An 18,923-nucleotide genomic window follows, 5' to 3' on the forward strand; every position below is an offset into this window, starting at 1 on the left:
CCAAGGCGCGCGCTTTCGGTCCTGGAGTCAATCCGGCCGGCCGGCCGCATAGCGGCGATGGAGCAGCGGCGCGCCCAGCCAGTAGCAGAGCTCCGCCGGGCGGGTGATGTCCCAGACCGCCAGATCCGCCGCCTTGCCGACCTCCAGCGTGCCGATGCGGTCCGCCATCCCCAGCGCCTTCGCGGAATGGCGTGTCGCGCCGGCCAGCGCCTCCTCGGGCGTCAGTCGGAACTGCACGCAGGCCAGGGTCATGGCCGCCAGCAGGGACGCCACCGGCGACGTGCCGGGATTGCAGTCCGTGGCCACGGCCATCGCCACCCCATGGCCGCGCAGCGCCCCGATGGGTGGAGGCGTCTCTTCCTGCAGCATCAGGAAGGCGCCGGGCAGCAGCACGGCCACGACCCCCGCATTGGCCATGGCCGCAATGCCGGCCTCGTCGGCATATTCGATATGATCCGCCGACAGCGCCCCGTATCGCGCCGCCAGCGCCGCCCCGCCGCCGTTGGACAGTTGGTCCGCGTGCAGCTTGACCGGCAAGCCCAGCGCCTTGGCCTTGTCGAACAGCCGCGCCACCTCATCGGTGGAGAAGGCGATGGGCTCGCAGTAGGCGTCCACCGCGTCCACCAGCCCCTCGGCGTGGGCGGCGGGCAGGATCTCGTCCACCGCCAGGTCCACATAGGCGGCCCGGTTGTCCCGGTACTCCGGCGGCACGGCGTGCAGGCCCAGATAGCTTGTGGCCACTTGCACCCCGCCCTCGACGCCCACCCGTCGGGCGGCGCGTAGCATCTTCAGCTCGCTGTCCCGGTCCAGCCCGTAGCCGGACTTGATCTCAACCGTGGTGACGCCCGATGCCTTCAGCCCCGCCAGCCGCCTCAGGGCCGAGGCGACCAGATCGTCCTCGGACGCCTCGCGCGTCATGCGCACGCTGGAGACGATGCCCCCGCCCGCCCGCGCGATCTCCTCATAGGTGGCGCCGCCCAGTCGCTGCTCGAACTCGCCCGACCGGTCGCCGCCGAACACCAGATGGGTATGGCAGTCGATCAGCCCCGGCGTGACCCAGCGCCCGTCCAGCCGATCGGTCTCCGCCGCCTCATGCTCGGGCAGGTCCGCCCGCGCCCCGACCCAGACAATGTCCCCGTCCCGGATCAGGACCGCCCCGTCCTCGACGGCGCCATAGGCCTCGCCCCTATCAACCATGGTGGCGAGGCGGCAGTCTGTGATGAGGCGGTCGGCGCGGATCATCGCCCCTGCACCCCCGCCAGAATTTCGCAGAACCAGCGCCCCGCCGTCAGGCTCCCCAGATCGCCCACCTCCAGCGAAGGGTCGTATTCGGTCAGGTCCACGGCGCGCACCTTGCCGTGGGCGCCGATGACCCGGGCGGCGTCGAAGAAGTCTTGCGCCGACACCCCGCCCGGCCGGGCGCCGGGACTGGCGGGCCACTGGCTGCGGTCGATCACGTCGATGTCGAAGTCCACATGGATGAGGTCGCAAAGCCCCGACAGCCGCTCCAGCTCCTGCGCCACGACAGCGGCCAGTCCCTGCTCGCGGCACTGGCGCGCCGTGCGCACCGAGATGCCCGCGGCCATGGCCTTTTCGTGGGCGCGGCGGGTGTTGGCGAAGGGGGCCAGACCCACCTGACTGATACGCCGCCCGGTCAGCCCGTCGTCCAGCAGCGCCTGGATCGGGTTGCCGTTGGTCAGGCCCTGATCGGTGTCGCGCAGGTCGAAATGGGCGTCGAGGGTCAGCACCCCCACCCGCTCCAGCCCGAGGGCGTGGGCCGCCGGCCGGGTGATGGCGTTGTTGCCGCCGATCAGGATCGTCAGGGCCCTGTGCGCCTGCGCCGCCACGGCGTCGCGCACTGGCTCGAAGGCGTCGGCGGGGGACACGGCCTTCAAAGCCACATCGCCCGCGTCGTGGACCCCCACATCCAGCTCCACGCCGGTCTCCAGATCGTAGGTGGACAGGCGCGGCAGCACGGCGCGCAGGGCCTTGGGGCCAAGGTCACAGCGCCCCGGCGTCAGCGACCGCTCGTTCAGTGGCGCCCCGATCAGGGCCACGGGCGCGTCGGGGTGGTCGCCGAGGAGGTCGGCCACGGACCGCCAGGAAAGCGCCTCTGAGTCTTTCGTCGTCATGGTGGGAGAGCGTAGAGAGACAGTCATGACGACTCAACAGAACTCACGCGTCATCCGCAGCCCCCGCGGGCCGGAGAAGACCGCGAAGACCTGGGCCGCCGAGGCCGCCCTGCGCATGCTGATGAACAATCTGGATCCCGAGGTGGCCGAACGGCCTGAGGATCTCGTGGTCTATGGCGGCATTGGCAAGGCCGCGCGCGACTGGCCGTCCTTCGACCGCATCGTCGACCAGCTGACGCGGCTGGAGCCGGACGAGACCCTGCTGGTCCAGTCGGGCAAGCCAGTGGGCGTGTTTCGCACCCATGAGGACGCGCCGCGCGTGCTGATCGCCAACTCCAATCTGGTGCCCAAATGGGCCACGTGGGAGCACTTCAACGAACTCGATCGCAAGGGCCTGATGATGTACGGCCAGATGACCGCCGGGTCCTGGATCTACATCGGCACCCAGGGCATCGTTCAGGGCACCTACGAGACCTTCATGGAGGCGGGCCGCCAGCATTACGGCGGCGACTGGTCGGGCAAGTGGATCCTGACCGCAGGCCTCGGCGGCATGGGCGGGGCCCAGCCGCTGGCGGCCACCATGGCGGGCGCCTCGTGCCTGGCCATTGAGTGCCAGCCCAGCCGCATCGAGATGCGCCTGCGCACCCGTTACCTGGACGTGGCGGCCGACACCCTTGATGAGGCGCTCGAGCTTCTGAACCAGTCCATCCGCGACAAAAACCCTCAATCAATCGGTCTATTGGGTAATGCAGCGGATGTGCTGCCTGAACTGATCCGGCGTGGCGTACGGCCCGACCTGGTCACCGACCAGACCAGCGCCCACGACCCGGTCAACGGCTATCTGCCCTCCGGCTGGAGCGTCGCCGAGTGGGAGGCGAAGCGCCAGACCGACCCCGCCGCCGTCGAAAAAGCCGCCCGCGCGTCCATGGCGGTGCACGTGCAGGCCATGCTGGATTTCCATGGCCAGGGCGTGCCCACCACCGACTACGGCAACAACATCCGTCAGGTGGCCTTCGACGAGGGGGTGACGGACGCCTTCGCCTTCCCCGGCTTCGTGCCCGCCTATATCCGCCCCCTGTTCTGCCGGGGCATCGGGCCGTTCCGCTGGGCGGCGCTGTCGGGCAACCCCGACGACATCCACAAGACCGACGCGGCCATGAAGCGCCTGTTTCCTGACAACGCCGGGCTGCACCGCTGGCTGGACATGGCGGGCGAGCGCATCGCGTTCCAGGGCCTGCCCGCGCGCATCTGCTGGATCGGCCTGGGCGACCGGCATCGGGCGGGGCTGATGTTCAACGAGATGGTGGCGTCGGGCGAACTGTCGGCCCCCATTGTCATCGGACGGGACCATCTGGACTCCGGATCGGTGGCCAGCCCCAATCGCGAGACGGAATCAATGATGGACGGCTCCGACGCCGTGTCCGACTGGCCCCTGCTGAACGCCTTGCTGAACACGGCCTCGGGCGCCTCGTGGGTGTCGCTGCACCATGGCGGCGGGGTGGGCATGGGATACTCCCAGCACTCCGGCGTGGTCATCGTCGCCGACGGCACGCCCGAAGCGGCGAAGCGACTGGAGCGGGTCCTCTGGAACGACCCGGCCACCGGCGTCATGCGCCACGCCGACGCGGGGTATGACATCGCCAGTTACGCCGCGCGCGAGCACGGGCTGAACCTGCCCTCGCTGGAGGCCGCACGATGAGCATCACCATCGGCGCCGAGCGCCTGACGCTGGACCAACTGCGCACCCTGACGACGGAGCACACGCCCGTCGTCATCGCCCCCGCGGCCCTCGACCTGCTGGATCAGGGCGCGGCCACGGTGGCCCGGATCGTCGAGGACGGCCGTACCGTCTACGGGGTCAACACCGGTTTCGGCCTGCTGGCCAACACCCGCATCGACGACGCGGATCTGGAGACCCTGCAGAAGAACCTGGTCCTGTCCCACGCCTGCGGCGTCGGCGCTCCCCTGGCGCACCAGACCGTGCGCCTGATCATGGCGCTGAAGGTCGCGTCGCTGACGCGCGGGGTCTCGGGCGTGCGGCGCCAGACGGTCCAGCTTCTGGCCGAGATGCTGAACCGGGGGCTGGTTCCGCTGATCCCGGCCAAGGGCTCGGTGGGCGCCTCGGGCGATCTGGCCCCCCTCGCCCATCTGGCCGCCGCCATGATCGGCGAGCCACGCCAGAAGGTGTGGTTCGAGGATGCCTGGGAACCGGCCGACCTCGCGCTGGAGAAGGCGGGCCTGACACCCGTCGTCCTCGCGGCCAAGGAGGGCCTGGCCCTGCTGAACGGCACCCAGTGCTCCACGGCCCTGGCGCTGGTGGGCCTGTTCCGGACGGAAACCCTGTTCCGCTCGGCGCTGGTCACGGGCGCCATGTCCACCGACGCGCTGAAGGGGTCCGACGCGCCGTTCGACGCGCGCATCCACAAGCTGCGCGGCCAGCCGGGCCAGATCGCTGCGGCGTCCGCCCTGCGCGCCCTGATGGCCGACAGCTCTATCCGGAACAGCCACCGCGATGATTGCCTGAAGGTTCAGGACCCCTACTCCTTCCGCTGTCAGCCCCAGGTCATGGGGGCCATTCTCGACGTCATGCGCGCCGTCGCCCGGACGCTGGTGATCGAGGCCAACGCCGCCACCGACAACCCGCTGGTCTTCCCCGACAGCGGCGACGTGCTGTCGGGGGGCAATTTCCACGCCGAGCCGGTGGCCTTCGCCGCCGACCAGCTGGCCCTGTGCATCGCCGAGATCGGCAGCCTGTCCGAGCGCCGCGTGGCCATCCTTATCGATCCCAAGATGAGCGGCCTGCCCGCCTTCCTGACCAGCGATCCGGGCCTCAACTCGGGCTTCATGATCGCCCAGGTCACCGCCGCGGCGCTGGCGTCCGAGAACAAGATGCTGGCCCATCCGGCGGTGGTGGACACCATCCCCACCTCGGCCGGTCAGGAGGACCATGTCTCCATGGCCACCCACGGCGCCCGACGTCTGGGCGACATGGCCGACAATGTGGCCCACATCCTCGCGGTCGAGCTGCTGGCCGCCGCCGAGGGGATGGAGCACCACCGCCCGCTGAGGTCGTCGCCCCCGCTGGAGCAGGCGCTGGACCAGCTGCGCACGGTGGCTGCTGCCATCCCCACCGACCGCTATTTCGCCGACCACATCCAGGCCGCCGCCGAGGTGATCGAGGGCGGCGGCCTGGCGACGCTCTGCCCCGGGGCGGTGGCGCTGGGGTGAGACTCCGGAGCGAAAAAAGAGTGCAACGAGAGTCTAACGCGTCGCCGTTCACACCTCCTGGCCCGCTTCTGATCGCCCATTGTAGGGGCGTGCGGAGGCAGGGGGCGTAACTGGCGCTCTCGACGGGCGAAAAGCCTTGTTTCAGGCGGAAGTGGGCGTCGGAAATGGGGGATTTGCCGCGGGTTCGCCCGGCGGCCTACTCCCGCCGCTCGATGCTGATGACATAGGCGCCGGTGGCGTTCGGGGAATAGCTGTTGGCCCGCAGGGTGTACCAGCCCGCCTCATCGAAAGTGTGCTCGATCAGCGAATTGGTGTCCGACAGGCCGTCGTCGTCCGAGGCCAGCAGGATGAAGTCCTCGGCGAGCCCCCGGCCCAGCGCCAGGAAGGCGTCGAACTCGTTGGACACCATGGTGATCCGCAGTCGGTCGCCTTCCGCGGCCTGGAACCGGTAGTCGTCGTAGAAGCTGGAATCGCCAGCCGCCATGCTGTCGGTCTCGTCCAGGCGTCCGCGCACCGTGGCGCCGATCAGCAGGCTGCCCGCCACCGGCGCCGGACCGCGATCGGTCAGCTCCAGATCGTAAAGGCCGCGTCCACCGCCGCCGAGCGGCTGGGCCCGCACGATGTAATCGCCGGTCTCGGGAATGGTGAAGTTCAGGCGAGAGTTCAGACCTTCGCCCAGGCCGTCGTCGTCATAGGCCAGGGCCTCGAACTCCCCCCCGGCGGATCCGATCTCCAGATAGGAATCGAAGTCGCCGGACCGCATGACGATCTGCACCCGCTGACCTTCCTCACCCCGGAAGCGATAGGCGTTGAAGCGGCCGTCAGAAAGTCCCCGGGCGCTGGCGTCGTTGATCTCGCCCTGCACCGACCGGCCGAAGGCCAGCGGCGTGGGCTCCGGATCGGGCTCCACCTCGGTCACACTGAGACCATAGGCTCCCCCGCTCGAGCCGCCGAACGACCGCGCGCGCAGCTCATACTGGGCCGCCTCGGCGAAGGTATGCAGCAGCCGCGAGTTCAGACCCTCGCCCCCGTCATCATCAGACGCGATGGATTCGAACCCGCCCGCGCCGGTGCGGCCCAGTTCGAGGTAGGTGTCGAAGTCATCCGACACCATGGCGAACACCACGCGCTGACCGGCGCGCGCGCGGAAGGCGTATCCCTCGTAGAGCCGGCCCGAGTCATCTTCGGCCGCATCCTCGCCCAGCTCGCTCTCGATGGAATCGCCGATGGCCAGCCGCCGGAGGGCGGGCGCTTCCGGGGCGTCGCCCAGGGACAGGACGTAAGACCCCTCGCCGCTGGCCGACAGGGCCGCAGCGCGGATGACATAGTCTCCCGTTTCAGGGGCCGTGAAGATGAGGCGCGAGTTGAGCGTGCCGTCACCGCCGTCATCGTTGCGGCCCAGTTCCTCGAACGCACCACCGGCGCCGCGGCCCACATAGACGATCGGGTCGAAATCCTCGGCGTTGAGACGAACCTGGACCCGCTCTCCCGCCCGCGCCCGGAACACATAGACGTCGTAGAGTTCGTCGTTGGACAGTTGCGGGTCGACGCCGCGCGCCAGCTCGCCGTTGACCTCGCCTCTCGGCTGGATACGGGACGGCCTCGGCTCGGGGGGCGCCGGGGGGCGCTCGACAAGGGTCAACTGGTAGGCGCCGGCCGAGTCCGGACTGAATCCGCGAACCTGGATGCGGTACGTTCCGCTGGTATCCACCGTGTGCCACAGCAGGGCGTGCGGATAGCCCCCGCTGTCGTCATCACTGACCAGCGGCTCGCGCGTGTCCTGCGTCCCGTCCCGGTAGAGCGCCAGATAGGAATCGAAGTCCCCGGAGGTCAGTCCGATCTCAAGGCGCTGGCCGGACTCCAGGCGGATCAGATAATCGTCATGGAGGTGTTCTTCGTCGCTCCAGGATTTGACCGGGCCGTAGGCGTCGCCCTCCTCCAGCACCCCGTCAACGGTCTGGCCCAGGGTCAGCATGGGCGCGTCCTGCGCCAGAGCCGGCGCAGCCGCCATGAGGGCGATGGCGCTGACAGCGATAAGGTGGCGACGAGCGTTCAGCATGAGTGGAATCCCCCTTGAGTTCAGGCCGATCATAGACGCCGAACGGGCGCGGCTGTAAATCGCCCCCCGCACACGATTTCTGACGAGGACGATCATGGCCGAGGCAAAACGCATCGACGGCAAGGCTTTCGCCGACGGTCTGGTGGTCCGCATCACCCTCGCGGTGGCCGATCTTCAGGCTCGCCATGGCCTCAAGCCCGGTCTGGCGGTGGTCATCGTCGGCGAGGACCCCGCCAGCCAGATTTATGTGCGTAACAAGGGCGAACGCACCCTGGCCGCCGGCATGCGCTCGGACACCCACCGCCTGTCCGCGGAAACCGCCCAGGATCAGCTGCTGGACCTGATCGCGGACCTGAACGCCGATCCGGGCATCCACGGCATTCTGGTCCAGTTGCCCCTGCCCGATCACATCGACTCCGCCGCGGTGCTGGGCGCCATCGACCCGGACAAGGACGTGGACGGCTTTCACGTGGTCAATGCAGGCCGCCTGGCCGTGGGCCTGCCGGGGCTGGTGCCCTGCACCCCGCTGGGCAGCGTCATGCTGCTGAAGGATCAGCTGGGCGACCTGACGGGTCGGACCGCGGTCATCGTCGGACGCTCCAACATCGTGGGCAAGCCCATGGCCCAGCTGCTGCTGGCCGAGAGCTGCACCGTCACCGTCGCCCATTCGCGCACCCGCGACCTGCCCGCCCTCACCCGCACCGCCGACATTCTGGTGGCCGCCGTGGGTCGGCCGGAGATGATCCGGGGCGACTGGATCAAGCCGGGCGCCACGGTGATCGATGTGGGCATCAACCGTGTGCCATCCGCCGATCCCGAGAAGGCGGCCCAGGGCAAGACCCGGGTCGTGGGCGACGTGGCCTTCGCCGAGGCCGTCGAGGTCGCCGGCGCCATCACCCCGGTCCCCGGCGGCGTCGGCCCCATGACCATCGCCTGTCTGCTGCTGAACACATACACGGCCGCCTGCCGGGCTGGGGGGCTCGACCCGGCCCTGCCCGACGCTTGAACTGCCGTCATTGAGGGGGAATAGTCTCCCCAGGCAGGCGGCGGAGATTCATGATGACGGCGAAACGTTCGTGGGCGGGTTCGATCCTCGCCCTGGCCCTGATTCCGGCGCTGGCCGGATGCGGCGTCAACGCCATCCCCACCAAGGAGGAGCGCGCCCGCGCCGCCTGGGGCGACGTCCAGAGCCAGTACCAGCGCCGCGCCGATCTGGTGCCCAATCTGGTGGCCACGGTCCAGGCCTCGGCCGTGCAGGAGCGCACGGTGCTGAACGAGGTGATCGAGGCCCGCGCCCGCGCCACCTCGGTCACTGTCAGCCCCGACGACGCCGCCGCGATGCAGGAATTCCAGGCGTCCCAGTCCGAACTGGCCGGGGCCCTGTCGCGCCTGCTCCTTGTGGTCGAGGCTTATCCGGAGCTGCAGTCCAACCGCAATTTCCTCGAGCTGCAGTCCCAGCTGGAAGGCGCGGAGAACCGCATCGCCATCGCCCGGCGCGACTACAATGAGGCCGTCGCCGACTACAACACCGAGCTCCGCACCTTCCCGGGTGTGATCTGGGCCAGCACCCTCCATGGCGCCTCGGAGCCCATGCAGCCGTTCCAGGCGACCGAGGCCGCGCAGACGGCGCCCGAGGTGAACTTCAATCTGGACGCGCCGCCCGCTTCCGCGGGACAGACCACGCCTGCCCGGTGAGGGTTCATCCGTTCCTGTGGGCCATCGCCCTGACAGCCGTATGGCTGACGGCCCTGCCCGCCCTGTCCCAGACCTTCCCGGCCCTGAGCGGACGGGTGGTGGACGAGGCGCGCCTGCTGTCGGCCGACAGCGAGGCGGCTCTGACGGCCCGGCTGGAAGCGCTGGAGGCCGAGACCACCGACCAGCTGGTGGTGGTGACGGTAAACGACCTGCAAGGCTATCCCATCGAGGATTACGGCTACCGGCTGGGCCGGGCCTGGGGAATCGGGCAGGGTGAGGACGACAACGGCGTGCTGCTGATCGTCGCCCCCAACGAGCGCAAGGTGCGCATCGAGGTAGGCTATGGGCTGGAGCCGATCCTGACGGACGCCCTGTCCGCCCGCATCATTCATGAAGAGATGCTCCCGGCCTTCCGCGAGGCGGGGTTCGAGCGGGGCATCACCCAGGGCGTCGACGCCCTCATCACCCAGATGACGCTGGACGAGGCCGAAGCCCTGGCCCGCGCCCAGGCGGTCGAACGGCCAGAGCCCGGCATGATCTGGGGCGTGCTGATCATCATCGGCGTGTTCCTGCTGCTGGGGATCATCGGCGCGGTGTCCTCCGCGCGGGCGCCGGGGCGGCGGGGACGGCGGGGACGCGACGGCCTGACGCCGATCCTGATCTGGGCGGCGACCGAGGCGGCGCGGAGCCGCACCAGCGGCCGGTCGGGCGGCGGATTCGGCGGCGGCGGCGGATTCGGCGGCTTCAGCGGCGGCGGCGGCAGCTTCGGCGGCGGCGGCGCCTCGGGAGGATGGTGAGATGAAGTTCGGCCCCGAAGAACATGCCCACATCACCGCCGCCATCCATGAGGCGGAGAAAACCACCTCAGGCGAGATCTTCTGCGTCTTCGCCCATCGGGTCTCCGGCTATGGCGACGTGGTGCTGGCCTGGGCTGCGGGGCTGGCCCTGACCGTACCGCTGCTGATGATTCCGTTCGGTTTCAATCCGGCCTGGCTGCCGGGATTTTCCGCCGGATGGACGGCTGCCCATCTGGCGGCGACCGAGATCACGGTCGGCCTGAGCGTGGCCGCCTACGCCGCCGTGCAGCTGTTCGTCTTCGCCCTGGTCTGCCTGATCGGCAGCCTTCCGGCGGTGCGGCGCTGGATGACGCCCCGCACCCTGCGGGCCAGCCGGTGTCGTCGCGCCGCCATGAATCAGTTCCTGGCGCACGGCCTGCACGTCACCGAAAACCGCACCGGGGTGCTGATCTTCGCCAGTGAGTTCGATCACCATGTGGAGATCGTCGCCGACGAGGCGATCCATGGACTGGTCGGACCCGAGGTGTGGATGGACGCTGTCGCGGCGCTGGCCGGGCGCCTGAAGCAGGACCGCGCCGCCGAGGGTTATGAGGCCGCCATCGCCCTGTGCGGACAGGTTCTCGCGGCCCATTTCCCGCCCGCATCGCCGGACCCCAACGAGCTTCCTGACCGGCTGGTTGAAATCTGATCGCGCCCGGGCCGCTTTTTCGGCTCAAAAGCTTCATCATCGCCCTATAGTCCCGCGTTCATGGCCCGACTTCTCACCTACAATGTGCACCGTTGCGTCGGCGTCGACCGGCAACTGGATATCGCCCGCATCGTCGGCGTCATCGCCGAGCTGGACCCGGATATCGTCTGCCTGCAGGAACTGGACGTGGGCCGCGCCCGCACGGGCGGGGTCGATCAGGCCCACGCCATTGCCGAGCGGCTGGACATGAGCTTCCAGTTCCATCCGGCCATGCGGGTGGAGAAGGAGCTATACGGCGACGCCATCCTGACCCGCCTGCCCGAGACCCTGGTGCGCGCCGACGCCCTGCCCACCCTGTCCGGTCTGAAGGGGCTGGAGCCCCGGGGCGCTCTGTGGAGCCTGATCCAGGTGGGCGGGGTCGAGATCAACGTCTTCAACACCCATCTGGGCCTGATCCCGCGCGAGCAGCGCCTTCAGGCCGCCGCCCTGATGGGCCAGGAGTGGATCGGCTCGCCGCGGCTGGAGGGTCCCGTCATCCTCACCGGAGACTTCAACGCCACCTCGATCACACGGCCGTACCAGATTTTCACGAAAACGCTGGACGACGCCCAGCGCCGCCTGGGCCTGAAGCCCAGCCTCAAGACCTTTCCGTCAGGCTTTCCGGCCATCCGCATCGACCACTGCTTCGTCAGCGAAGCGATCCGCATCACCGGAGCGCGAACGGGCGCTTCGCCGCTGGCGCGGATGGCGTCGGATCACCTGCCGCTGGTGATCGACTTCGAGGTCTCGGCCGCCGCCGCCGCGCCCAGCCAGATCTGACGGCCACGTCGCCGCCGCAGCCACGGCCACCAGGCGTCATCCGAGCCCTGCGGGTCGCCCAGCTGCCATTCGGCCACGAACCGGTCGAAGCGGGTCGGCGGCTCCACGCCCAGCTGAACCACACGATGCCCCCCGAACGACAGGATGGTCTGGCCCACGGACGGGGACAGGGCCTCGGCCGCACCGTAGTGCCCGGCGTCGACGCCCATGAAGTGGGAGATCAGCCGGTGGCGTAGGCGCCGCACGAAGAGGCGGCCCTCGTCGGTGTCGGCCACGGTCGCCACGTCGCATTCGGTGTCGAGACCCTGCGAGCGGTTGTTCAGATTGGTCGAGCCGATGCGCAGGAACTCGTCGTCGACGATGGTCACCTTGGAATGAACGATGATGCGCTGGCCTTCCTCGGTGCGGGGACAGAGGGCGGTGAAACGGTTCTCGTGGTCCGCCGCCTCCAGCCGCATCAGCACCTCGGCCCGGGCCGTGTCCATGGTCAGGCGGTCGAACCAGCTGGGGCTCTCGGTGGTGGACATCAGCACAATCTCGGGCCCGCCCGGCTCGGCCAGCCGCTCGATCAGGGCCCGGGCGATCACCGGCGAGGTGAAGTACTGGTTCTCCAGATAGATCAGCTTTTTCGCGCGGCGAATGGCGTCCAGATGCAGGGCCAGATTCTCCTTGATCTCCGCACGCCGGCCCCAGGCGGGCTCGGTGCGGGCCACGCCGACGTCCACGTCGGTCAGGTCCGGCTCGACGCCGTCGGGCCAGGGATCAAGCCCCTCCTGCTGGATGGGCAGGACCGCCTCGCGGGTGGCGCGGAACCAGCGTCGGCGCGCCAGATCGCCCAGCGCCCTGGCGGCAGGGCCGTCCATGACGCACATCACCTCGTGCCGGGGCGGACAGATCGCGCCGGACGGCATGCACCGGCGCGGGTCGCCGTCCATGTGCTCCGCCGAATCCCAGCGGTCCGTGGCGATATCGCCGCCGCCGCAGAAGGCCACCCGGTCGTCGATCACCACCACCTTCTGGTGGTGGCAGGCGCCCAGCGGGCCGGGGCTGTCCAGACGAAAGTCGGCGGTGCGCCGACGGAACCACCGCTGGGCCCGCTGCGGGAAGAACCCTTGCGACGCCGCGATCAGCAGCGGCGATTTCCAGATCAGCAGCCGGATGTCCAGGTCCGGGTTCTGCTTGATCATCATGCGGATCTGATGGCCGATCTCGGCCTGGCGGTCTCCGGGGCGGGTCTCGGGGTTCAGCCGGGTGCGCGGATCGAACTGCCAGCCCAGCACCACCACGGATCGCTTTGCCTTGCCCAGCGCCGAAGACAGGGCGTCGAAATAGGCGGCGTTCTCAACCAGCACCGAAAACCGGTTCGCGCGCTCCACCCGCCAGCAGGTGTCGCCCGGCTTCAGCCATGTGTCGTTCTGAGTCATGCCGCCCCGATTATCGCGGTGTCGTGACGATTTCCCCCGCGAACCACGCTCACTAGACGCTTCAGCCTTGCCGGAGTTCCGTCAAGCGGCGTAATATGGTCAAGGTTGTCATCACACAGTGTTCGGCCCATACAGTAGCCCGAAGACAGGGGAGAGATCGGCGATGCAGACGCTGATCGAGTTCATCATCGGACTGGTCGCCGCCATCGCCGCCACGGCGCTGGCCCAGTTCGGCGTGGACGTGAACGCCGCCCGCACGGCCGAGCGCGAGATACGGCGCATGTCGGATTGCCCCGAACCTGCCGCCGTCGTGACCCTCAAGACTCCTACCCGCGACTGCTGAACCCTCGGGATAGATTCAAGAATCCTGACGCCGGCGCCCCGGTTCGTCTTTGCGCGGCCGCGCTGACCCGCTAGGTTCCCTCTTCGCGCGAAACCCAGGATCGTCCGGCGAACCGCGCCGCCGGACCACGAGGCCCGTTCATGACCAAACGCAGCCGGCTGTCGACGAAACCGGAAGCCCCGGCTGGCGATCCCGTCGAGGCCGCCGAGGCCGCGTCTGAAATGGCGCCGCCTGAACGGTCCCCCGAAAGGCCCATGTCCGAGCGCCAGCGTCGTCGCCTCGCCGAACAGGAGCGCAAGGCGCGCGAGGCCGAGGACGAGGAACAGCGCCTGGCCCGCGAGGCCGAGGAGGCCGCCGTCGCGGCCGCCATGGCCGACATCCGCGCCCAGATGAGCGAGGAAGCGCCGCAGCCGCCCGCAACCCTGGATGACAACATTCCGGCCCCCGCCCCGGCCGCCCTGCCCGCGCTGCGGGCCGCGCCCGCCGGCGGCCGCCACGCCTATCTGGTCGCCGCCCTGGCCGTCGTGCTCTGGATCGGCGGCATCGCCGCCTGGGCCGCGTTCCAGACCGGCGCAGGGTTCAGCGGCCTGGACCCGATCCAGATCGCCATCTACGCCCTTCTGGCCCTCGCGCCCGTGGGCCTGGCCATCCTTCTGGCCCAGGCGGTGCGCCAGGGCGCCCTGCTGTCGGCTGAAACCCGACGGGCCCGCGCCCTGGCCGACGCCATGGTCGCCCCCACCGCCCTCGCCGCCCAACAGACCGGCGTCATGGTCACGGCGCTGCGGGGCGACATCGATCAGGCCACCCTGGCGGTCGAGCGCGCGCGCACGGAGCTGGCTGCCCTGCGCCAGACCCTGGGCGAGGAGACCGAACGCCTGACCGAGGCGGCCGAGACCGCCCAACGGTCGGCTCGTCGGCTGTCCGAGCAGTTGAGCGGCGAACGGTCCAGCCTGCAGTCCCTGTCCAGCGAACTGGAGAAACAGGCCGCCGGCGTGGTGAACGCTGTGGAGCGTCAGTCCCGCATGGTGGTGGACGCCTCCGACCTGGCCCAGACCCAGCTTCGGGAGGCCGAGGCCGCCCTGGCCGCGCGCGCCGCCGACATGGCCGCCGCCGCCGGCGAGGCCCAGGACGCCGCACGCCTGGCCGCCGACGACCTGTCGCGCCAGACCCTGCGGCTGGAAAACGCCGGGTCCGGCGTCGCCGAACAGATCCAGTCCGTCGAGGAAGGCCTGAGCCAGCAGCGCGCCGCCCTGGTCACCGCCGCCTATGCGCTGCGCACGGATCAGGAAGATTTCTCGGCCCAGGTCGAGAGCCAGCGCGCCCAGCTGATCGAAACCCTGTCCGCGGCCCGGTCCGCCGGCGGCGAGCTGTCCGAGACCTCGTCGCGCAGCGTCGATGTGCTGCGGGATCTGGTGGAGGCGGCGGCCGACCAGTTCCGCGCGCTCAGCGAGCTGTCGAGCCGCGAGGCCGAGGCCTTCGACGGAGCCACCCGCAAGGCGCTGGACCGTTTCGAGGCGCTGGCCGCCGACGCCCGCGACACCGTGGCCGAGGAGTCGCGCCGGGCGATGGAGGCGCTGAACGCCGTCGCTGCGGAGTCCCGCGTCGCCGCCGCCGAGGCGGCCGACCAGGCCCAGGCCCGCGCCGACATCCTCGGCGAGGCGCTTTACGCCGCCGCCCAGAAGGCTGACCACGCCGCCGACAGCCGCATCGAGGGTGCGCGCCGCATCGTCGATGAAACCTCATCGCTGGTGGACGAGGCCGGCCAGAAGGCCGTTGAACGGCTGGAGCTGACCGTCGAGAAGCTGAACGCCGTCATGGGTCAGGTGGACGACGCCATGGGCGAGCTGGACGCCCGCGCCGCCCGCATGCCGGAAGAAGCCCGCAGCCGCATCGACGAGGTCCGCGCCACGGTCGAGGAAGGCCTGAAAGCTCTCAGCGAAGCCTCCCGCAAGGCCGCCGAGGACACCGAGGCGCTGGACGCCGCCTTCCAGGATCGGGTCAAGCGCAACTACGACATGCTGTCCGAGGCCGTTCGCCTGATGGGCGTCGTCTCCGGCGACTCGCCCGTAGCCGCCCAGCGCCGCCGCGAATCGCTGGCGGAAAAGGCGCCTGAGACGAGACAACCGTCGCCGGACCGCCCGGCTGCGCCCGAGAGCGACGACGAGTCCTCGGCAGGCTTCGGCCTGCGCGGCCGTTTGAAACTGGAGCCAACGGCTCCGGCGCGAAAGGCCGACAATGACGCTGCGCGCGGCCTCAGCTGGAAGGATCTGGTGGACGACGGCGGTCAGGAGCCGCCGCTGGCCCTGGACACTCCGGTTCCCGATGACGACTCCCTGGGCGAACGCATCACCCAGGCCATCCGCCGCATGGGCGTGGACCCCAACGCCCTGCTGCCGCGCTCCCGCGTCGAGGAAGCCGCCGCCGCCTTCCAGGATGGCGAGCCGGACCGCGCCCGCCAGATTGTTCGCCGCATCGCCCCGGCGGCGGTGCGCAGCGTGTCGCGCCGGGTGCTGAGCGACGCCGAGCTGAAGGCCGACGCCGAGCGCTATGTCCGCCAGATGGCCCGCCAGCTGACCCAGGCTGCGCGGGAGGATGGCGAGGGCTATTCCGTGCTGTCGCGCCTGTCCACCGATGCAGGCCGCGCCTTCCTGCTGCTGGACGCAGCGGTGGGCGATCTGGCGTAACAAGGACACACGGCGCATTGCCCTGATTGGTCCATCCGGCCTAGGATGGCCTCCATCGCCAATGATTTGGGGCGGCGATGATCCAGCCATTTCCTGTCGAACCGCGCCTTTCCGCGCCGGCCCCTGACGACCGACCCGGAGACCACCCATGCGTTCCGCGCTTTCCCGCCTTCTGATCGGCGTTTCCGCCGCTGCCCTGCTGTCTTCCGCCGCCCTCCCGGCCATGGCGTATCAGGAACCGGCGCCCGCCGGCGCCGCATCGGCCGCCGCGCCCGGCTGGCCCCAGGCCTCCAGCGACGTTCCCGCGGATGCCAATGTGCGCTTCGGTCAGCTGCCCAACGGCATGCGATACGCCATCATGCGCAACGCCACGCCGCCCCAGCAGGCTGCCCTGCGTCTGAACATCGATGCGGGCTCGCTGGCCGAGAACGACGACCAGCAGGGCCTGGCCCACTTCCTCGAACACATGGCCTTCAACGGCTCGACCAACATTCCCGAAGGCGAAATGACCCGGCGGCTGGAACGGCTGGGTCTGTCCTTCGGCGGCGACACCAACGCCTTCACCAGCTTTGATCAGACCGCCTATCTGCTGAACCTGCCCAACACCTCCGACGAGGTGGTGGACACCAGCCTCATGGTGATGCGCGAAACCGCCAGCGAACTGCTTTTCGACGCCGAGGCCGTGGACCGCGAGCGCGGCGTCATCGTCGGCGAGGAGCGCACCCGCAACACGCCCCAGCTGCGCGCCACCCGTGCCCTGCTTCAGTTCGTGGCCCCCGGCCAGCGCCTGGCCAACCGCCTGCCCATCGGCGACCTGGACATCATCCGCACCGCACCCCGCGACCGCTTCGTCGACTTCTACCGCGCCTACTACCGTCCCGAGCGCGCCACCCTGATCGCCGTCGGCGATTTCGACGTGGACTTGATGGAAGCCAAGATCCGCGCTGCCTTCGCGGACTGGACCAATGAGTATCCGGCCGGGCCGGACCCGGTCATCGGCGACCTGCAGCCGCGCGAGGCCGAGACCTACATCCACATCGAGCCCGGCGCCCAGTCCAGCGCCCAGCTGATCTGGACCCAGCAGCCCGACCAGCGTCCCGACAGCCTGGAGACGCGCCGCGAAGGCGTCCTGCGCAACCTGGGCCTGGCGGTCCTGAACCGGCGCATGAGCGAACTGTCGCGATCCTCCAGCCCGCCCTTCCTCGGCGGCGGCGGCGGTCATCAGGAACTGTTCGGCGCCATGGACATCGGCCTGGTGGTCGCCAATTTCGAGACCGGCGCCTGGCGGCCGGCCATCGAGGCCGCTGAACAGGAACAGCGCCGTCTGGTCCAGCACGGCGTCAGCGAGACCGAATTGCAGCGTGAGGTCACCGAGATCCGCACCGCGCTGGAGAACGCCGCCGCCGGCGCCGCCACGCGCCAGACCCCGGCCCTGGCCGGCGGCCTGCTCAACGCGGTCAACAACGAGGACGTCTTCACACACCCCGCCACCAATCTGGCCATCTTCAACGCCGTGGTCGAAAGCATGACCGTGGCGGACGTCAACGCCATCCTGCGCGCGACCTTCGACGGCAACGGCCCGCTGGCCCTGATCACCACCCCCCAGCCCATCGAGGGCGGCGCGGCCGTGGTCACCGCGGCCCTGGAAGCGTCCCAGCAGGTTCCTGTGGAGGCCCCCGCCGCCACCGAGGCGATGGAATGGCCTTACACGGATTTCGGGACGGCCGCCGCGCCCTCTCACCAGTCCGTCATCGAGGATCTGGGCGCGACCCTGGTCACCTTCCCCAACGGCGTGCGGCTGACGGTCAAGCCGACCAGCTTCAGCGACGAGCAGGTCCTGGTGTCCGTGCGCGCTGGCGGCGGCGATCTGGACCTGCCGACCGACCGGATGACACCCCTGTGGGCCATTGATCCTGTGCTCAGCGAAGGCGGCCTCGGCCAACTGACCCGCACCCAGATCGAACAGGTCCTCAGCGGCGACGTGGTCAGTGTCGGGGCGGCGACGGGTCAGGACGCCTTCACCCTCTCGGGCGCCACCCGGCCCCAGGACTTCCAGACCCAGATGCAGCTGCTGGCGGCCTATTTCACCGACGCCGCCTGGCGCCCGGAACCGTTCCAGCGGATGCAGGGCCTGATGGGCCAGTATCTGGACCAGCTGCGCGCCACCCCCGGCGGCGCCTTCGCGCTGGATGGCTCGGGCCTGATCGCCAACGGCGACAAGCGGTTCAGCTTCCCCACCGCCGAGGAGATCGCCGGCGGCTCCATCGACGAGATGCGCCAACTGTTCACCCAGTCGACCGGCGCCGGTCCCATCGAGATCCTGGTGGTCGGCGATGTGACGGTGGAGGACGCCGTCGCCGCAGTCGGCGCCACTTTCGGCGCCCTGCCGACCCGCTCCGCCGAGCCTGAGCGCCCGGCGGCGGCCCTGAGCCTGGCCTTCCCGGCTCCGGTCTCCGAGCCGGTCCGCCTGACCCATACGGGCCAGGCGGGTCAGGCCCTGGGCTATGTGGCCTGGCCGACCACGGACTCCATCGGCGATCGCCGCGACGCCCGCATCGCCAGCCTGATGGCCGAGGTGCTCCAGCTGCGCGTGACCGACGAACTGCGCGAGAATCAGGGCGTGGCCTACTCGCCGGCGGCGGGGGCCAGCTCCTCGACGGTGTTCCCGGACTACGGCTACGCCTTCATCCAGATCGAGACGCCGCCCGAGGCGCTGGACGGCTTCTTCGAGACGGCCGACCAGATCGCGGCCGGCCTGCGCGACGCCCCTGTGGACGAGGACGAACTGAACCGGGCGCGCCTGTCGGTGATCGAGTCCATCCGTCGGGCCCGTAACACCAACCCCTACTGGCTGAACGCCCTCGAAGGCTTCCACGACGACGCGACCAAGATCGAAGCCGTTCGCACGGTCCTGGACGAGCTGGGGTCCATCACGCCGGAAGATATCCAGCAGGCGGCCCAGGCCTACCTGCAACCCGACCGGGCCTGGCGCGCCACGGTCACGGCCGAGGCGGCCGCCGCCGAGTAGGGCCTGATCGGTTGAGGTGAGACGAA

The 18,923-nt window shown here is 69.8% G+C and carries 14 protein-coding genes; 10 read left to right on the forward strand and 4 right to left on the reverse strand.

Features of this window, described 5'->3' with window-relative positions:
• Positions 1-27: 27 nt before the first annotated feature.
• Both hutI and ACK4SE_RS01895 read right to left on the reverse strand, forming a co-directional pair.
• Positions 28-1,239 carry an imidazolonepropionase gene (hutI, locus tag ACK4SE_RS01890; RefSeq protein WP_409688667.1) on the reverse strand — a complete coding sequence of 404 codons (1,212 nt, stop codon included), beginning with the start codon at positions 1,237-1,239 and terminating at the stop codon, positions 28-30.
• Positions 1,239-2,093, reverse strand: coding sequence for an agmatinase family protein (locus ACK4SE_RS01895; RefSeq protein WP_409687960.1), 855 nt, complete (start codon positions 2,091-2,093; stop codon positions 1,239-1,241). The genes hutI and ACK4SE_RS01895 overlap by 1 nt, the downstream gene beginning before the upstream one ends.
• A 64-nt stretch (positions 2,094-2,157) precedes the next feature.
• Here ACK4SE_RS01895 and hutU point away from each other — a divergent pair, with 64 nt between their 5' ends.
• Both hutU and hutH read left to right on the forward strand, forming a co-directional pair.
• Positions 2,158-3,831 carry a urocanate hydratase gene (hutU, locus tag ACK4SE_RS01900; protein ID WP_409687963.1) on the forward strand — a complete coding sequence of 558 codons (1,674 nt, stop codon included), beginning with the start codon at positions 2,158-2,160 and terminating at the stop codon, positions 3,829-3,831.
• Positions 3,828-5,360 carry a histidine ammonia-lyase gene (gene hutH, locus ACK4SE_RS01905; protein WP_409687966.1) on the forward strand — a complete coding sequence of 511 codons (1,533 nt, stop codon included), beginning with the start codon at positions 3,828-3,830 and terminating at the stop codon, positions 5,358-5,360. The genes hutU and hutH overlap by 4 nt, the downstream gene beginning before the upstream one ends.
• 196 nt (positions 5,361-5,556) lie before the next feature.
• Here hutH and ACK4SE_RS01910 read toward each other — a convergent pair whose 3' ends face one another.
• Positions 5,557-7,419: a PPC domain-containing protein gene (locus ACK4SE_RS01910; protein ID WP_409687969.1), complete on the reverse strand. Its 1,863-nt coding sequence runs from the start codon at positions 7,417-7,419 to the stop codon at positions 5,557-5,559.
• Positions 7,420-7,513: 94 nt separating this feature from the next.
• Between ACK4SE_RS01910 and folD the strand changes: the two genes are divergently transcribed.
• Genes folD through ACK4SE_RS01935 form a run of 5 tightly spaced genes read left to right on the forward strand, consistent with a single transcriptional unit; the run spans position 7,514 to position 11,418 of the window.
• On the forward strand, positions 7,514-8,425 hold the full coding sequence (gene folD / locus ACK4SE_RS01915; RefSeq protein WP_409687971.1) for a bifunctional methylenetetrahydrofolate dehydrogenase/methenyltetrahydrofolate cyclohydrolase FolD: 912 nt from the start codon (positions 7,514-7,516) through the stop codon (positions 8,423-8,425).
• Between the two features lie 50 nt (positions 8,426-8,475).
• The gene (locus ACK4SE_RS01920) at positions 8,476-9,114 is read left to right on the forward strand and encodes a LemA family protein (protein ID WP_409687974.1); all 639 of its coding nucleotides are present in this window, start codon (positions 8,476-8,478) and stop codon (positions 9,112-9,114) included.
• Complete coding sequence (locus ACK4SE_RS01925) at positions 9,111-9,911, forward strand: TPM domain-containing protein (RefSeq protein WP_409687976.1); 801 nt, start codon at positions 9,111-9,113, stop codon at positions 9,909-9,911. The genes ACK4SE_RS01920 and ACK4SE_RS01925 overlap by 4 nt, the downstream gene beginning before the upstream one ends.
• Before the next feature lies 1 nt (position 9,912).
• On the forward strand, positions 9,913-10,599 hold the full coding sequence (locus tag ACK4SE_RS01930; protein WP_409687979.1) for a TPM domain-containing protein: 687 nt from the start codon (positions 9,913-9,915) through the stop codon (positions 10,597-10,599).
• Positions 10,600-10,659: 60 nt separating this feature from the next.
• Entirely contained in the window at positions 10,660-11,418 is a 759-nt protein-coding gene (locus ACK4SE_RS01935) for an endonuclease/exonuclease/phosphatase family protein (RefSeq protein WP_409687982.1), read from the forward strand.
• On the opposite strand, the gene ACK4SE_RS01940 is transcribed toward ACK4SE_RS01935, so the two are convergent.
• A complete protein-coding gene (locus ACK4SE_RS01940) occupies positions 11,355-12,842 on the reverse strand; it encodes a phospholipase D-like domain-containing protein (RefSeq protein WP_409687985.1) in 1,488 nt (495 codons plus the stop codon). The genes ACK4SE_RS01935 and ACK4SE_RS01940 overlap by 64 nt on opposite strands.
• Positions 12,843-13,005: 163 nt before the next feature.
• On the opposite strand from ACK4SE_RS01940, the gene ACK4SE_RS01945 reads away from it, so the two are divergent.
• From ACK4SE_RS01945 to ACK4SE_RS01955, 3 genes are all read left to right on the forward strand, one after another.
• Complete coding sequence (locus ACK4SE_RS01945; protein ID WP_409687987.1) at positions 13,006-13,185, forward strand: hypothetical protein; 180 nt, start codon at positions 13,006-13,008, stop codon at positions 13,183-13,185.
• A 140-nt stretch (positions 13,186-13,325) separates the two neighbouring features.
• Positions 13,326-15,869: a tipN gene (locus ACK4SE_RS01950; RefSeq protein ID WP_409687990.1), complete on the forward strand. Its 2,544-nt coding sequence runs from the start codon at positions 13,326-13,328 to the stop codon at positions 15,867-15,869.
• A 148-nt stretch (positions 15,870-16,017) separates the two neighbouring features.
• Positions 16,018-18,897, forward strand: coding sequence for a M16 family metallopeptidase (locus tag ACK4SE_RS01955; protein WP_409687993.1), 2,880 nt, complete (start codon positions 16,018-16,020; stop codon positions 18,895-18,897).
• The last annotated feature ends 26 nt before the right edge of the window (positions 18,898-18,923 follow it).

The sequence above is a fragment of the Brevundimonas sp. genome, assembly GCF_046293315.1.
Classification (GTDB): Bacteria; Pseudomonadota; Alphaproteobacteria; order Caulobacterales; family Caulobacteraceae; genus Brevundimonas.